A 16,482-nucleotide genomic window follows, 5' to 3' on the forward strand; every position below is an offset into this window, starting at 1 on the left:
GTGCGTTGATGATGGCTCAGGCGCGAGGTTCGTCGCCTGCGCGTGATGTCGCGGTCTTGTCCTGAGACGTTGTGGCGTCGGCGCTGGCAGGCCCCGGCGTCTTCTCAGGAGCGCTGTCACCATCCCAGCCGAACGTGACCTGTCGCTGCGCGCGACGCGTCGCTCGCTCGCGCGCCATCTGCTCCTCGAACTGACGACGCCCTTCCTTCGCGGTGGCGATCATCTTGTTCCGATCCTGGTAGGAGGGATACATTTCGTCCGTCAACTGCAAATTGGCGCGTCTGAACGCCATCGTCGCCTCACGGGCTTCGGACGCCGGCCACCCGAGTGTTTCGAGCACCGAGCGCGCGCTGCGCAGCGACGACTCGAAGACTTCGCGCTCGATGTGCTTCACGCCGCGCTCGCGCAACTGGAACAAGTGTCCGACGTTGCGCGCTCTGGCGATGACGGGCACGTCGGGGAAGTGTTCGCGCATCAGATCGGCGATTTCGAGCGACTGATCGAGGTCGTCCACTGCGATGACCACCGCACGCGCGTTGGCCACGCCCGCAATGCGCAGCAGATCGAGACGCGTCGCATCGCCGTAAAACACCCGGAAACCGAACTGACGCAGACTCTCGATGGTGTCCGGATCGTGATCGAGCACGGTCACCGACACGCCCTGCGGAATCAGCGTGCGGCCGACGATCTGTCCGTAACGTCCAAAGCCGCAGATCACCACGTTTGCCGACTGCGGCTCCGAGATCTCCTCCATGCGGGGCGACCCCTTCACGCTGTAACGCGGCAGCAACCACTTGTCGATGGCCACGAGCAGCAGCGGCGAGAGCAACATCGATAGCGCAACCGCACCGATCAGGAACGACGACACCGCCGGCGGCAGCACCTGCGGACCGGCCGACTGGAACACCACGAAGGCGAACTCACCGCCCTGCGCGAGCAGCAGCGTGAAGATCGGACGCTCCTGATACGGCAACTGCATCAGACGCGACAAACTGTAGATCGCGAGTCCCTTGAGCGCCATGAAGCCGATCACCACGGCGAGCATGCGCAACGGTTGCGCCATCAGCACACCGAAGTCGATGCTCATGCCCACGGCGATGAAGAACAACCCCAGCAGCAATCCCTTGAACGGTTCGATGTCGGTTTCGAGTTCGCGACGGTACTCGCTTTCCGCAAGCAGCACGCCTGCGAGGAAGGCACCGAGCGCCATCGACAGGCCTACCAGTTGCATCAACGTGGCAATGGCGACGACCAGCAGCAACGCCGCTGCCGTGAAGATCTCGGGCGTCTTGCTGTTGGCGATCCAGCGCAACAGCGGACGCAAAGCGAGACGCCCGCCGAGAATGATGGCCGCAATCACGCCGACGATCTTCAGTGCTTCGAGCGCGCGCGCCGTGCCCGTCATCGCCTGGCTGTCGACCGAATCGGCGAGCAGCGGCAGCAGCGCGAGAATCGGGATCGCGGCGACGTCCTGGAACAGCAGAATCGAGAAGCCCGCCTGACCGCTGGCGGTGGCGAGCATGTTGCGTTCGGCCATCACCTGCAAGGCGATGGCGGTGGACGACAGCGCGAGACCGAGTGCCGCGACGAGCGCGATGCGCCACGGCGCGCCGAGCGCGACGCCCGCCGCGAACAGCAGCACGGCACACCCGATGACCTGCGCAGAGCCCCAGCCGAAGATCGGTCGTCGTAAGCTCCACAGACGGCGCGGTTCCAGTTCGAGGCCAACGAGGAACAGCATTAGCACCACGCCGAACTCGGCAAAGTGCAGGACATCTTCCACACGCGAGACGAGGCCGAGGCCCCACGGACCTATGGCGATACCGGCGGCGAGATAGCCGATGATTGCGCCGAGACCGAGCGCGCGGGACAGCGGCACAACGATAACAGCCGCTGCCAGATAGATGAGACTGGCGAGCAACCAGGACGGCACATGTTCCATCAGGCAGCCCTCCCGGGAGCGGTGTCGGTGGTGTTCTGTGCGCCGTCGCCGGTCGCGCAGCGCGGCCGGTCCGTCGACGGGATCGCCTGACATTCGGCGGCGTCCGCCATCGAGATCAGTTCGGGCCAGTGCGGATACGTGGCGAGGCGTCCGGCGAATTCGCTCACGTGGGTGTCGAGTGCGGCGGCGTCGCAGCGTCGTGCACCAAACAGTACATGCGGCGGCAAGAAGCGCATGCCGCACAGATGCGACGTTTGCTCGTAGGCGGGCAGGAAGGCAGAAAACTCGTGCTGGTTGTACCCTTCGGGACGGTAGCTTTCGAGCGGTCCGCCCGTGCTGGCTACAAGCCAGAGATCCTTGTTGGCGAGCGCATGACCGTCCTGACCGTAAGCCCAGCCCCACGACAGGACTTCGTCGAACCAGAGCTTCTGCAACGGCGGCATGCTGTACCAGTAGATCGGATGCACGAGCACGATCAGGTCGGCGCGCGCCACGCGTTCCTGCTCGGCGGCAACGTCGATGCTGAAGTCGGGATACGTCGAGTAGAGGTCGTTGACGTCGACACCTTCGATGCCGCGTGCGGCTTCGAGCAGGCGGCGGTTCACGCGCGAGTCGCGCCAGCGCGGATGCGCCACGATGACGTAGACGGCACGCTGCGGGGCACCGTCACGGGTGTCCTGCGCGGCTTGCTGGAGACGGGAGGAGGCGGGGGCTGTCATGCGGGGGAGGATACTCCATTCGTATGACGCATGACATCACGCGAAGGTGTGGATTCGGCGCGGTAAGATGCACCTCGAACACGTCACGCGTGGCCACGAATGGCCACGGATGACCGGTGAGCGGCCGACGATCCGCTAAAGACTCGGCAGCCAGCGCCGTTAGGGATTAAGTGAGGAATGAAAGGACCGCGGTGCGTTTCGAGGCGCGCTGCGGATCAAAAAAACGAATAACAAGATACTTCGCGCAGGCGGTGCAGTCATGCATACGTCAGTGCTTTTCCGACATGTCGCCGCAAGCCTTTCGCAATACCGTCAATCTGATCTATCACGGACGCAACGTGGCGCTCACGTTGCTGCTCGTCGCCTTGCTCTACAACCAGACGTTCTGGGTGTTCGCGAGCGCCGTGGCGGCAGCACTTTGCACGGGCGCGCTGCACGAGGCGGCCCGTATGCCGCAGGACGAGGATTTGCCGCCGCGTCCGCTCGTCATTCAGATCATCCGCATCTCGGTGCCGCTGCTGCTCACGATGTTCGCGCTCGGCTACGGTGCAGTCTGGATCAATCGCAACTTGGGCTGACCTGTCACTGTGTCGATGATCGGGCACGGGGCCGTCAGGCGTCCGCGTGCCGGATCATCACTCCTTCACTTCGTCACTTCACCCACTGAATATCGTTCGGTGCCTGCGGCGGCAGCTTGATCGCCAGCACCTTGAACTCGCCGTTGGTGTTCTGCGACCCGGCATGCACGGTGCCACGCGGAATCACGATCAGATCGCCCGGGTGCACTTCGCGTTGCTGGTCGCCCAGCCAGAAGGTGCCACTGCCCGAAATCACGTACTGAATTTCATCGGCATCCTGATGGGTGTGACGCGGCACGTTCCCGCTCTGCACGGCGACGGTGCCGTTTTGCGTGGCGACCAGCGTGCGCGAGCGTAGCGTGCCGACGTTGGGGACGAGCTTGCCGATCTGTTCGTCGGTCATCGCGCCGACGTCGATGATCTGCGGCGTGAGCGGTGCAGCCTGTGCTACGGCGCTCGGTATCAGATGGGAAGAGAGGAGACCGGCAGCGAACGCGGCAGGCACAGCGGCAAGCAGGACATAACGGCGCATGTTTTGATTCCTTGGCTAGGACGTGGGGTGACGACGGCAAGGGAAAAGCACGGGCGAATGAGGCATAAGAAAGGGCCTCGGGGGCACACCGATGTGTCCCTACGAGGCCCTGTGCCGGACTATACGCCCACTCGCGATGGTGCGCGAGATGGGGAAAGTCGGTGTTGCGGGTATTAGCCTTGCTTGTGCAGCAGCGCGTTGCGGCGGGCGTAGGTGAAGTAGATCACCATGCCGATCGCGAGCCACACCACGAAGGCGATCCACGTGGTCGCTTGCAGATGCGCCATCAGGAACAGGCACAGCCCCACGGAGATGAGCGGCACGACCGGCGCGCCCGGCACGCGGAATACACGCGGCAGGTCGGGGCGTGTGCGACGCAGCACGAGCACGGCGACCGACACCAGCGCGAACGCCGACAAGGTGCCGATGTTGATCAGCTCGGCGAGCACACCCAGCGGCACGAAGCCTGCGATCACGGCGAACACCACACCGATGATCCACGTGCCAGCGAACGGGGTCTTGTGCGTGGGGTGAATGCGCGAAAGAAGCGGCGGAAGCAGGCCGTCGCGCGACATGGCGTAGGTGATGCGCGTCTGGCCGTACGTCATCACGAGAATGACGGTGGTCATGCCGAGAATCGCACCCAGATCGACAAAGCCTGCGATCCAGTTCTGTCCGGCGTATTGCAGCGCGAGCGACACCGGGTGATCGACCCCGGCGAACTGCGCGAACGGCACGATGCCGGTCATGATTGCAGCGACCGCCACATACAACAGCGTGCAGACGATGAGCGAGCCGATGATGCCGATGGGCAGGTCGCGTCCCGGGTTGCGCACTTCTTCGGCGGCGGACGTGACGGCGTCGAAGCCGATGAAGGCGAAGAACACGAGCGCGGCGGCGTTGAACATGCCGCTGGTGCCGAACGGCATGAACGGTGTCCAGTTGGCCGGCTTGACGTGCCACACGCCCACGGCGATGAACAGCAGCACGACACCGATCTTGATGGCGACCATCAGGTTGTTGATGCGTGCGGACTCGCGCACGCCGTACGACAGCACCCACGTGATGAGCAGCATGATCACGACGGCGGGCAGGTTGATGAACGTGCTCACGCCGGGCACGCTGCCGGGCGCTGCGGTGATCGCGGCGGGCAGGTGAAGACCGAAACCGGCGGCAAGCGACTGGAAGTACCCGGACCAGCCGACGGACACGGCGGAGGACGCCAGCCCGTATTCGAGCATCAGATCCCAGCCGATGATCCACGCGACGATTTCACCGAGCGTGGCGTAGCTGTAGGTGTAGATGGAGCCGGAGACGGGGATGGTGGAGGCGAACTCGGCGTAGCACAGCGCGGCGAAGCCACAGGCCATCGCGGCGATCATGAACGAGATGGTGAGCGCCGGGCCGGCTGTGAGTGCGCCGGTGCCGGTGAGCACGAAGATGCCGGTGCCGATGATGGCGCCGATGCCCATCAGGACGAGGTCGACCGGGCCCAGCACTTTCTTGAGATCGCCGGTGCGACCCGCGGCCAGCATGTTCTCGATGTTTTTGGTTCGAAAAAGACTCATTGCCTGCAAAAGGTTCCTGCAACGTATGCCCCTGGCGTTCGCGTGGCGAGCGCCATCCGGGGAATCTGCGGGAGACGTGTCCCGCAACCTGGCTGCAAAGGGCACCCGGGCTTGTGGCCGCTCGTTCCCATGCGTGGCGGAAGGCCACAGGGTTTGACGAACCACGTCGTTGCTCTCGCGCGGCCCGGGCACACTGCACGGGCAATACGGCCGACGTCGGCGGGCGCGGGTAGCGCGTGCCGACGATGGGGCATGGCGATGGGCATGCCACGACGTCGCCGCTCGCAAGGAGGGCACGCCGGGGCGGGACGAACACAATCGAGACTTACTGAGGATCCTGCCGGACTGCCGTGACCGCCGCGATGCTTCGATTCTTCGCTGCGGCACACCGGAGATAGGTCTGCTGAAGGGTCTGCAATGTTGGTGCACGGGAACGCCGGAAGGCGTCGGTGTGCAAGGGCTCGCTGTCCTGCGGTCCGGCCATCGGTGCCCGTTCGGCACCTCCGCCTGGCCGGAATTGCTCACATTTTAAGCGTTTTTCCCAAAGTGCGTGTAGTTGCTGCTTAATTAGGGGCGGATTGGGGCGGGTCGTGCTCCTAACACCACATCCCGCCACCACCGCCACGCCCCAGCCAGCCTCCGGGCCGCGGGGGCTGCCGGTACCCCGACTGCGCTCCACCTGAAAGTCGCTCCGTCAGGGCACCGACATCCCCCGCCCATCCATTGCCCGAATTCAAACCCTCGGGCCGACATCGCCCGTCTTATCGGTTCGGGCCGCCTGGACCCCCACCCGGCGGACGGCCACCACCATGCCCACCGCCATGCCCACCGCCATGCCCACCGCCATGCCCACCGCCATTTCCACCCCCATGGCCGCCCCCGTGTCCACCACCATTGCCCCCGCCGCCCGGCGGACGCGGACCCGGCCCACCACCGTGCCCGGGCGGTCTCGGCCCCGGACCCGCGCCATGTCCCGGTGGCCTTGGTCCCGGTCCCGCCCCGTGACCCGGCGGACGCGGATGACCCGGGTAGTAGCCGTGTCCCGGCGGTCGCGGCCCCGGACCCGGTCCCCAATGCGGCGGACGCGGTCCCGGCGGCGGACGATGCCAATAACGCTGATCGTTGTACCAAGGACGGTTACGGTAATAGTTGCCCCAGTACGACCCGATGGAGAAGGTGATGATCGGCAAACCGATCATGGTTCCATAGTTGAGCACGGGCACCGGATTGCCCTGATAGGGATAGCTGAGCAACGCGCCATAGATCCATCCGCGCGCACCCGGCAAGCCGATGTCGCACCACGAATAACCCGCGACACAGCCGTAGACCGTCACCGGCATGCCGGGCCCCGCCTGCGCGACGACCGGATAGTCGCTCGCAGGGCCAGCCCGCACATTGGCCGATGCGTTGATGACCGCCTGACTCGACTGCGCCGACGCCACGCCGGGCAGCGCGACCAGCGACGTCAGCAAGGTCGCGGCCGCGATGGCGAGGGGCAAGGTGGGTTTGTTCATGTTCGTCTCCCTGATTCAGCGGCGCACGGCGAATTTCCGAACCTCTCCGTGCTTGCCATGCCGGTTCGACCGGACTTCCCGCCCGATGGTTTGCGGTAATGCGTAACGAAACGTTGCCGGAATATTGTCGTGTGTTACGGGGCGACACTCGCCCGCTATCCCATGCGCGCACTGCGCTCAGAACAACTGGCGAAAGCCCCAGTACAGGCCGCCCGCGAGCACGATGGCCGCCGGCAGGGTGAGCACCCACGCCAGCAGCAGATTGCGAATGGTGTCCCACTGGAGGCCCGACCCGTTGATGGTCATGGTGCCCGCGACGCCGGATGACAGCACGTGCGTGGTCGACACCGGCAGGCCGTACATGTCCGCGGCCCCGATGGTCAGCATGGCGACGACTTCGGCCGACGCGCCCTGCGCATACGTGAGGTGCTTCTTGCCGATCTTCTCGCCGACGGTCACGACGATGCGCCGCCAGCCGACCATCGTCCCGAGGCCCAACGCGACGGCAACCGACACCTTCACCCAGAACGGGATGTACTTGGTGGCCTCGTCGAGTTGGCCGCGAAACGCTTGAAGGTCGCTGACAGTGTCCGCCTGAAGATGCACGCCATGTTGCCGTTCCAGCAGCCGGATAGTCTCGGACGCGATGTACATATCGTTGCGCACGTTAGCGACCGACGTGGCGGGCATGCGTGCGAACGAGCCGTGTTCGGCCACCTCTTGGCCGATATCGCCGCTGAGTTCGGACAACGCCGGTACGACGTCAGGCGTGAAGCGTTCGGTGCGCACGAAGCGGGTCAGCACGTCGCGGGCAGGGGCGCTCGGCACGACATCCGATGCATTGACGTCAGGTGCACCTAGCGGTGGATGTGCGGCGAGCGAGCGTTGCACAGTCTGCGCGCTGGCGGCGAACTGAGCGACCTGCGCGTCCGGCATTGCGCGATTGAGCGCGTAGGCGATGGGCACCGTGCCGACCAGAATCAGCATGATGAGCCCCATGCCTTTCTGTCCGTCGTTGGAGCCATGGGCGAAGGACACGCCGGTGCAGGTGAGGATCAGCATGCCGCGAATCCACCACGGCGGTGGTTTGCGCGGTTCGGGCGAGGCGTACAGCGCCGGATTGCGCACGCAGAATTTGAGCGTGATGAAGAGGGCCGCCGCCAGTCCGAACCCGATCACGGGTGAGAGCAGTAACGAGTAGCCGACGGTTGTCACCTGCGACCAGTCGATGCCGCTGGTGCCGTCGCGTCCATGCATGAGGGCGTTGGCAATGCCCACGCCGACGATCGAGCCGATCAGCGTGTGCGAGGACGATGCGGGCAGGCCGAGCCACCACGTCGCCCCGTTCCAGACGATGGCCGCGATGAGCAGCGCGAAGACCATCGCGAACCCCGCCGACGACCCGACTTGCAGGATCAGTTCGACGGGCAGCAGCGAGACGACACTGAACGCCACTGCGCCGCTTGAGAGCAGCACGCCGAGAAAGTTGAACAGGCCCGACCACATGACGGCGACGCTCGGCGGCAGTGAGTTGGTGTAGATGACGGTCGCGACCGCGTTCGCCGTGTCGTGAAAACCGTTGACGAATTCGAAGCCGAGGGCGATCAGCAGGGCGACGACGAGCAAAAGGAACGGCAGCAGTGCGATGCTGTGTTCGCCGGCGCGGCCGACGTCGCGTACGAGGCTGACAGTGGTGAAGATCAGCCCTGCAAACAGCAGGGTGAGGAAGATGGCGAGACGAATGCGATGACGGCGACGGCGTGTTCGTGCGAGCGGCCCGCCGGCATCGCCAGCGGGACTGTCGGGCGGATCCAGCACGCCGCCGCGCATCAGTGGATCTGCGAGATCAGTACAGCACGACGGAACGGATGGACTCGCCGCGCTTCATCAGATCGAAGCCTTCGTTGATCTGATCGAGACGCAGCGTGTGCGTGATGAGGTCGTCGATGTTGATCTTGCCTTCCATGTACCAGTCGACGATCTTCGGCACGTCGGTGCGGCCACGCGCGCCGCCGAACGCCGAACCCTTCCACTCGCGACCCGTCACCAGCTGGAACGGACGCGTGCTGATCTCCTGACCCGCTGCGGCCACGCCGATGATGAACGACTGGCCCCAGCCCTTGTGGCAGCACTCCAGCGCCTGACGCATGGTCGTGACGTTGCCGATGCATTCGAACGAGTAGTCCGCACCGCCGTCGGTCAGTTGCACGATGGCGTCGACGACGTTTTCCACTTCGTTCGGGTTGATGAAGTGCGTCATGCCGAACTTCTTCGCCAGTTCCACACGCCCCGGGTTGATGTCGACGCCGATGATCTTGTCCGCGCCAACCATCTTCGCGCCCTGAATCACGTTCAGGCCGATGCCGCCGAGGCCGAACACGACGACGTTAGCACCCGCTTCGACCTTGGCCGAATAGACGACGGCGCCGACGCCGGTCGTCACGCCGCAGCCGATGTAGCAGACCTTGTCGAACGGTGCGTCGGAGCGGACCTTCGCCACGGCGATTTCCGGCACGACGATGTAGTTCGAGAAGGTGGACGTGCCCATGTAATGGAAGATGGGCTTGCCGTCGAGCGAGAAGCGCGACGTGGCGTCCGGCATCAGGCCGCGACCCTGCGTGCTGCGGATGGCCTGACAAAGATTGGTCTTGCGCGACAGGCAGAATTTGCACTGACGGCATTCCGGCGTGTACAGCGGAATGACGTGGTCGTCTTTCTTGAGCGTCGTCACGCCCGGGCCGACGTCGACGATCACGCCCGCGCCCTCATGGCCGAGGATGGCGGGGAAGATGCCTTCCGGGTCGGCGCCGGAGAGTGTGTAGTAGTCCGTATGGCAGATGCCGGTGGCCTTGACCTCGATCAGCACCTCACCGGCACGCGGCCCTTCCAGATCGACTTCTTCGATGGTCAGGGGCTTGCCTGCTTCCCAGGCAATGGCGGCTTTGGTTTTCATGGCGTTATTCCTCGTTGCTACGTCGTTCGGGGGAATCCCTTCGCGACGTACCATACCGCGTTCTAAAGTCACGCGCGAGTCTTGACACGCCATGTCGACAAAAAAGACGTGGCCGGATACATGAATTGCCAGGTGCAGCGCCTGTTCAGCGCCGTGCGCCGCTGCCCAACGGTGCCACGATGTGATAGAAGCCCTGCGCGTCGACCGGGCGCGCGAACCAGTAGCCCTGCGCTTCGTCGCACCCGAGTTCGGTGAGCCGCTGCGCCTGCGCCTGCGTCTCGACACCTTCGGCCGTCACCCGTAGCCCCAGCGAGTGCGCCATGGCGATGACGGCGTTCACAATGGCATGGCTTGGCGCATGCGTGAGCATGTCGCGCACGAAGCTCTGATCGATCTTCAGGCGATGAATCGGAAAGCGCGTGAGATAGGCGAGACTCGCGTAACCCGTGCCGAAGTCGTCCACGGCAATCTCCACGCCCATATCGTGCAGCGAGCGCAGACAGCCGACGGAGGCGCTGGAGTCGCCCAGCAACACCGTCTCGGTGATTTCGATTTCCAGATGGCGCGGCTCCAGCGCGTGCGTATTCAGCGCGCGCTCGATCATGCCTACGACGTCCTGCCGCGCGAACTGCTGCGCGGACACATTCACGGAGATGCGCGGCAGATGGCCGCAGCGTCGCAGCAACCGGCTCGCCTCCCGGCAGGCTGTCTGCATCACCCACTCGCCCAGCGGGAGAATCAGCCCCGACGTCTCGGCAATCGGCACGAATTCCGCAGGTCCCACCGCACCAAGCGACGGATGACGCCAGCGCAACAGGGTCTCCGCGCTGCGGATCTCGCCCGTCGAGAGCGTGACCTGCGGCTGATACACGAGATGCAACTGCGAATGCGACGCCTCGTGCACGGCCACACGCAGCAGCGTCTCCAGTTCGTTGCGGCGTCGCGCCTGTGAATCCATCTCGCTGCTGAAGAAGCGCAGACCGCCGCCGGCGGCGCTGGCGATGCCGAGCGCGACATGGGCGCGCCGCAGCAGTGTCTCGGGGGTATTGCCGTGATCCGGGTAGCTGACCGCGCCGATGCTCGCATCGAGCGCGACTGAGTTCTGATCGACGTCCACCCATTGTGCGAGCCGTGCCTGAATACGTGCGGCGAGCAAGCGTGCGCCGTCGCCCGTTTCGTTGGTGACGATCACGAACTGACTGCCGCCCAGACAGGCGAGGGCGTCTTCGGGGCCACTGGCTTCGCGCAGCCGCTCGGCGGCGATGCGCAGCGCCAGCTCGGCGGCGGGCGGACCGAAAGTGCTGCGCAGTTTGCGCAGGTGATCGAGTTCGACCAGCATCACCGTGAGCCCGACCTGCTGAATCGCGCAACGATGAATCGCCAGTTCGAGACGTTCGTTGAGCAAGGTCTGATTGGGCAGGCTCGTGACCGGGTCGTGGTGGGTGACGTACCAGAGTCGCGACGCCACCTGCACCTGCTGCGACAGATCGAGCACGATGCCCACCCAGCGGCGCTCGCCCGGCGCGTGTTCGACACAGGAGAGCGCGAGGCGGATCGGCAGCCAGCTGCGGATGTGAGTGAGCAGATGCCACTCGTCGTCATAGGGCACCGCTTCATGCGCCGACAAACTGGTGAGCGCAGGCAGGCGGCGACGCGCCAGTTCCGAGGGATCGAGCAGGGAAAGGAAGCTGCGTTTGCCCAGCAGGTCGTCGGGCGTATAGCCGGTCAGGCGCGTGAACGCCGCGTTCATGCGCTCGAGCATGCCGTCGTCGGTACAGACGAACATGGCATACGGCGCGCTGTCGAGCGCGGCACGGCTCAGTTCGCCCTGTACGTCGGGCACCCGACGAGGTACGAGATCGTTCACGTCCGTACCTCCCGAAAGCCGGCGCGGCCGGAATTCAGGAACGTCATGCAACACCTCCCTGGCGTCGCGATTTTTATCTCGAAAATCGAGCGATCTCGTCGCCCGATTCCTCTTGTTTTTCAATTGGTTATGAGCGCCATTCTGCCACGATGCAAGCGTCTTCGTGCAAGGGAAAACGCGGGGTCGGAAGGGGTTCCGAAAAGGCGGCGGCACGCGCATGCTGTGGGCTGGCGTTACCTGTGCAGAAATGCCGCACCTGACCCGGTCCGTATGGCTTAGCCGGGAGCCGTTCGGTATCATGCGGCCTGTTTCCGAAGGGATGGCACCGAAATGGCGTCGATCTCGCCGGAGGTGCCGACAGGGCATTTTTGCCGGGCAAGCGGACGACCGCGAAACATTTGGGTACTGAGGGAAGGCGACGTTGCATAGCGTCCGGACAAAGACGACCGGAGTGACACGGGGCCTGCGGCAGACATGCGGCAGTGGCCGGTCTGCGCGCGCGCGCTCGTGGCTGCGCGTGTTGCGGCTGTGCCTGATGTCCCTGAGCGTGCTCATGGCAGCACTGGTGGGACTCGTGGGATTTGCCGGGCAGGCGGTGGCGCAGTCCTCGGCTGCCGGAAGTGCAGGTAACGCAGGTACCGCGGGGACCCCATCCGTCAGTGTGCGTGACGCCAATGTCCGGCAAGTCGTGCTCGGCATCATCAGTTTCACCCGCTGGCCGACGACGCCCGCGAAAGTGCGTCTGTGCGTGGCAGGCACTACCGACTATGCGCGAGACCTGCTAACGGTTCAGCCGACGGGCAGCGCGCCACCGGTGGAAGCGCAGCGCATTTCTCCTCTGGAGCCGGCCATTGGTTCGTTGTGCGACGTGCTGTACGTCGGCGCAATGAGCGACATCGAGCGCCGTCAGGTGCTGGCCAACCTCGCCGGTCATCCCGTGCTGACGATCAGCGAGCGCAACGACTCGTGCACGATCGGCACGATGTTCTGCCTGAACGTCGATGCGGACCGGGTGACCTTCGATATCAACCTCGACACCGTCGCGCGCAGCGGCGTGCGTGTCCACCCGAACGTGCTGAAGCTGGCGCGAAAGCCGGCTACGCCATGACCACCCAATTCCCCCCCGCCCATCCACCGCCGTCCGGACCCGGGACGCCCGTGGCCGGACTGCTGTCACCGCAGGCCGCGCCAGATACGGGGACCGGTGCAGCGGCGCACGAGTCGACACATGAGCCACCGCCGGGTGCCACCATCGCAACGTCGACGCCGCCAGCCGCGTCGTCCGTGCGTCGGCGACGGCCCTCCTTGCAGCGCGTGCTGCGACGCACGCATCTGCGCCTCGCAGTCTCCGCCGTGGTCCTCGCTGCCCTCTTGCTCTCGGTCGTCGCGTGGATCGCGTTGCGCGCCTATGCCGAAAACAATCTGCTGCTGATCGGCCGCTCACTGGCCTACACCGCCGAAGCGGCGGTCGTGTTCGGCGACAAGGTCGCGGCGCAGGAAGCGATTGCCCTCATCGCCAAAGACGAAGATGTGGTTCAGGTGCGCGTGCTCGATGCGCGCAACGCGCAGTTCGCGATGTGGCGGCGTCCCGACGGCGGCACGCTGGCACGGATCGAGCGAACCGTCGCCGATATCGCCATGCCCGGCCCGGTGACGCTGCCGATCCGTCATGAAGACAAGGTCGTCGGCACGATCGAAGTGCAGGGGCAGGGCAATCAGTTCTTCGTGTTTCTGATGAGCGGGATCGGCGGCGTGCTTGCGTGTCTCGCCGTGACGTTTGGCGTAGCGAATGTGCTCGCCAAGCGGATGCACCGCGATATCGTCAAGCCGTTACGTGCGCTGGCGGAAGTGGCGCATGCGGTGCGTCGGGAGCGGGCGTTCCACCAGCGTGTGGCCGCCACACCGATTGCCGAATTGAAGGAACTGGGCGACGACTTTAACGCGCTGCTCGACGAGTTCGAAGGCTGGCAGAACCATTTGCGCGCGCAGAATGCGACGCTCGCCCATCAGGCAAATCACGACCCGCTGACGGGCTTGCCGAATCGCGCGTATTTCGAGTCGCGTCTGGTACAGGCGCTCGACGAGGCGCGCGAATTGGGCACGCACGTGGCGCTGTTGTATCTCGACAGCAACCGCTTCAAGGACATCAACGATCAGCTCGGCCACGACGCTGGCGACGCGGTGCTCGTGGCGATTGCCGAGCGTTTGCGACAGCCGCTGCGCGAGGGCGATCTGGTGGCGCGTCTGGGCGGCGACGAGTTCGCGGTGATGCTACCCGGCGTGCGGCAGACATCCAACGCCGTGCGCCTTGCGCAGAACCTTCTGGCCTCGATGGAACGGCCGATTGCGCTGCCCGATGGCAGCGAACTGGCCACGTCGATGAGCATCGGCGTGGCGTTGTACCCGACACACGCCGACGACGCGGTGGCGCTGCTGCGCGCAGCGGATGCGGCGATGTATCAGGCCAAGCGTGCCGGAGACGGCACCTGGCATGTTGCGGAAAGCCCCAAGGGATAAGGTGGCGAGCAACACCTAAGCTGTAAAAACGCAAACATAAACATAAATGACGACCGGATTTCACACCGCAATGGGGATTGGCCTTGGACTTCGCTGCTATCGCTGCTAACACCGCCGACGCTGTCGGTACGGGCAGCCAACAACATTCATCTGCCCGTCGGGGCACCTTCGGTGGCAACTTTGCCGCCGCGCTGGGTCGCACTTTCTCGCAATACCGGACGCTCCTGCGTCGCGCGCTCGGGCTGGTGGTCCTGCTCGGCTTCGGTGCGCTCGCCGGTTGCCAAACCACGCCCGTGCACGGTCTGACGCCCGCGCAGATCGCCGCGCTCAAGTCGGAAGGCTTCACGCAGACCGAAGAAGGCTGGGAATTCGGGCTGTCGGACACGGTGCTCTTCGACACCGACAAATTCGTGGTGCGCGACCCTGCACGCGAGACGGTCACGCGCATCGGGCACACGCTGGTGAAGGTCGGACTCGACGCGGTGCGCGTCTATGGCTACACCGACTCGGTCGGCAGCGACACGTATAACGAGCAACTCTCGGCACGCCGTGCCGATGCCGTGGCCGATGTGTTGGCCGAGGCGGGCGTCAAACGCGCGGGCATTCAGACGATCGGTGCGGGCAAGCGCAACCCGGTCGCCGATAACAGCACCCCGGCAGGGCGTGCCCAGAACCGGCGCGTCGCCATCGTAATCTCGACGCGCTGATTGCACCGTACTGCGTTCGACATACTGCTTTCCACCTACTGAGTCCGGGCACCGTCGCTGGTCGGGTTTCGACACGCCAAACCGTGCGGCAGGGCCATGCCTGAAAGGCAATGTAAGTCCTTGCCAACGGCCGCAATCAGGCACAATGGCGACTGCTGCCCGAATCACTCATGCTGGCCTACGCTGTTTTCATGCACCCGACGTTGTCTACGTTCACGAACTACCGGTTTCCCGTTGCCGAGGGCTCGCCCCGAATGCAACGCGCTTTGCGCGTCGCGCTGACCGTGTTCGCGGCCACCATCGCGGGGGTGTCCTCGGCGGCGCTGGCCCAGGGGCAGGGCGCTCCCAATGTGCCGAACGCACGCGTCGGTGCATGGGCGACTGCGCCGCAAGCCGTCGCGCAGCATCCGGCGGCACCTTCGTTCAACCGGGCACCGGCCGCAGGCGGGCGCACCGTTCGTCAAATCGTTTATCCCACGCTGTCCGGAAATGATGTCCGAGTGCGTTTCTCGAACGCCTATGGCACGCAGCCGCTGGTCATCGAACGCGCAAGTCTCGCAGTGTCCGCGCGCGGTGCGGCCGTCGACGCGGGCACGGTGCGAGCGTTGACGTTCGGCGGACAACCGGCCGCGCGCATTGCGCCGGGGGCGTCGCTCGAAAGCGACCCGTTGCCGTTCACGGTGCGCGCCGGAACGCCGCTGGCCGTCAGTCTCTTCACACAAGAATCGAAGACGCCCACCACGTGGCACAAGATCGCGCAGCAGACCGCCTTCCTGAGCGGCGCAGGGGATTTCGTCGATAACGCACAGGCGGCGTCGTTCCCAACGCGCTTCACGAATACGTTGTGGCTGGCCGGGCTGAGTGTCGTGCCCGACGCACCGGCGCACGCCATCGTCGCGATCGGCGATTCGATCACGGACGGCATGCGCAGCACACTGAACGCCAATCGTCGTTGGCCGGATGGGTTGGTGCGTCGCCTGGATGCCGCCGGACGGCGCGATGTCGCCGTGCTCAATCTCGGCATCAGCGGCAATCGTCTGCTGCACGATTCGGCCTGCTACGGCGAGCGGCTGGTGGCGCGCTTTCGCCGCGACGCGCTGGAGCAACCCGGCGTGAAGACGGTCGTCGTGCAGATCGGCATCAACGACATCAATTTCGGTTACGTGCCGCCGCACGCCGGGCTCGATTGCGATGTACCGCACGTGATCGTCACCGCGCCCGAGATGATCGCGGGCTATCAGTCGCTGATCGCAGCGGCCCACGCCCGTAACGTCCGCATTCTCGGCACCACGATCCCGCCGGGCAAACTCCCGCCCGAGCGTGAAGCGGTGCGCGAGGCCGTCAATCAATGGGTGCGTACCGGTGGCGCTTTCGATGGCGTGATCGATTTCGACGCGGCATTGCGCGATCCGTCGCAACCGACGCGCATGCTGCCGCGTCTCGATAGCGGCGACGGCACGCATCCGAGCGACGCCGGTTACGCCGCAATGGCGGACGCCGTCTCACTGCCGCTGATTCTCGGTGCTGGTGCGAAGGCGCAACCGCCTGGCGCAGCGCGCTGATGAACTAATGAACGCTAGCGAAC

Annotated in this window: 13 protein-coding genes; 5 read left to right on the plus strand and 8 right to left on the minus strand. The window is 65.1% G+C overall.

Annotated elements, in window-relative coordinates; translation table 11 throughout:
• Nucleotides 1-16: 16 nt before the first annotated feature.
• Both kefC and kefF read right to left on the minus strand, forming a co-directional pair.
• Nucleotides 17-1,942 (minus strand): glutathione-regulated potassium-efflux system protein KefC, encoded by a 1,926-nt coding sequence (gene kefC / locus PAQ31011_RS12065; protein ID WP_246179522.1) that lies wholly within the window; start codon nt 1,940-1,942, stop codon nt 17-19.
• Nucleotides 1,942-2,661 (minus strand): glutathione-regulated potassium-efflux system oxidoreductase KefF, encoded by a 720-nt coding sequence (gene kefF / locus PAQ31011_RS12070; RefSeq protein WP_150576067.1) that lies wholly within the window; start codon nt 2,659-2,661, stop codon nt 1,942-1,944. The genes kefC and kefF overlap by 1 nt, the downstream gene beginning before the upstream one ends.
• Before the next feature lie 284 nt (nt 2,662-2,945).
• Here kefF and PAQ31011_RS12075 point away from each other — a divergent pair, with 284 nt between their 5' ends.
• On the plus strand, nt 2,946-3,239 hold the full coding sequence (locus PAQ31011_RS12075) for a hypothetical protein (protein WP_150576068.1): 294 nt from the start codon (nt 2,946-2,948) through the stop codon (nt 3,237-3,239).
• 73 nt (nt 3,240-3,312) lie between these two features.
• Here PAQ31011_RS12075 and PAQ31011_RS12080 read toward each other — a convergent pair whose 3' ends face one another.
• The 6 genes from PAQ31011_RS12080 to PAQ31011_RS12105 all read right to left on the minus strand — a co-directional run bounded on the left by PAQ31011_RS12080 (nt 3,313) and on the right by PAQ31011_RS12105 (nt 11,673).
• On the minus strand, nt 3,313-3,771 hold the full coding sequence (locus PAQ31011_RS12080; protein ID WP_150576069.1) for a cupin domain-containing protein: 459 nt from the start codon (nt 3,769-3,771) through the stop codon (nt 3,313-3,315).
• A gap of 173 nt (nt 3,772-3,944) precedes the next feature.
• Complete coding sequence (gene bcaP / locus PAQ31011_RS12085; protein ID WP_150576070.1) at nt 3,945-5,339, minus strand: branched-chain amino acid transporter BcaP; 1,395 nt, start codon at nt 5,337-5,339, stop codon at nt 3,945-3,947.
• A gap of 761 nt (nt 5,340-6,100) precedes the next feature.
• Nucleotides 6,101-6,853 (minus strand): SH3 domain-containing protein, encoded by a 753-nt coding sequence (locus tag PAQ31011_RS12090; RefSeq protein WP_150576071.1) that lies wholly within the window; start codon nt 6,851-6,853, stop codon nt 6,101-6,103.
• Between the two features lie 177 nt (nt 6,854-7,030).
• Entirely contained in the window at nt 7,031-8,683 is a 1,653-nt protein-coding gene (locus tag PAQ31011_RS12095; RefSeq protein ID WP_150576072.1) for an inorganic phosphate transporter, read from the minus strand.
• Nucleotides 8,684-8,699: 16 nt separating this feature from the next.
• Nucleotides 8,700-9,806, minus strand: a complete 1,107-nt coding sequence (locus PAQ31011_RS12100; protein ID WP_150576073.1) for an S-(hydroxymethyl)glutathione dehydrogenase/class III alcohol dehydrogenase — start codon at nt 9,804-9,806, stop codon at nt 8,700-8,702.
• 145 nt (nt 9,807-9,951) lie between these two features.
• A complete protein-coding gene (locus tag PAQ31011_RS12105) occupies nt 9,952-11,673 on the minus strand; it encodes a putative bifunctional diguanylate cyclase/phosphodiesterase (RefSeq protein WP_150576074.1) in 1,722 nt (573 codons plus the stop codon).
• 553 nt (nt 11,674-12,226) lie between these two features.
• On the opposite strand from PAQ31011_RS12105, the gene yfiR reads away from it, so the two are divergent.
• The 4 genes from yfiR (at nt 12,227) to PAQ31011_RS12125 (ending at nt 16,459) form a co-directional block, all read left to right on the plus strand.
• On the plus strand, nt 12,227-12,781 hold the full coding sequence (yfiR, locus tag PAQ31011_RS12110) for a regulatory sequestration protein YfiR (protein WP_246179523.1): 555 nt from the start codon (nt 12,227-12,229) through the stop codon (nt 12,779-12,781).
• Nucleotides 12,782-12,924: 143 nt separating this feature from the next.
• A complete protein-coding gene (gene dgcN / locus PAQ31011_RS12115; RefSeq protein ID WP_150576434.1) occupies nt 12,925-14,190 on the plus strand; it encodes a diguanylate cyclase DgcN/YfiN in 1,266 nt (421 codons plus the stop codon).
• 83 nt (nt 14,191-14,273) lie between these two features.
• Nucleotides 14,274-14,897, plus strand: a complete 624-nt coding sequence (yfiB, locus tag PAQ31011_RS12120; protein WP_343031670.1) for an outer membrane lipoprotein YfiB — start codon at nt 14,274-14,276, stop codon at nt 14,895-14,897.
• Between the two features lie 254 nt (nt 14,898-15,151).
• A complete protein-coding gene (locus tag PAQ31011_RS12125; protein WP_150576436.1) occupies nt 15,152-16,459 on the plus strand; it encodes an SGNH/GDSL hydrolase family protein in 1,308 nt (435 codons plus the stop codon).
• The last annotated feature ends 23 nt before the right edge of the window (nt 16,460-16,482 follow it).

The sequence above is a fragment of the Pandoraea aquatica genome (assembly GCF_902459565.1).
Taxonomy (GTDB): domain Bacteria; phylum Pseudomonadota; class Gammaproteobacteria; order Burkholderiales; family Burkholderiaceae; genus Pandoraea; species Pandoraea aquatica.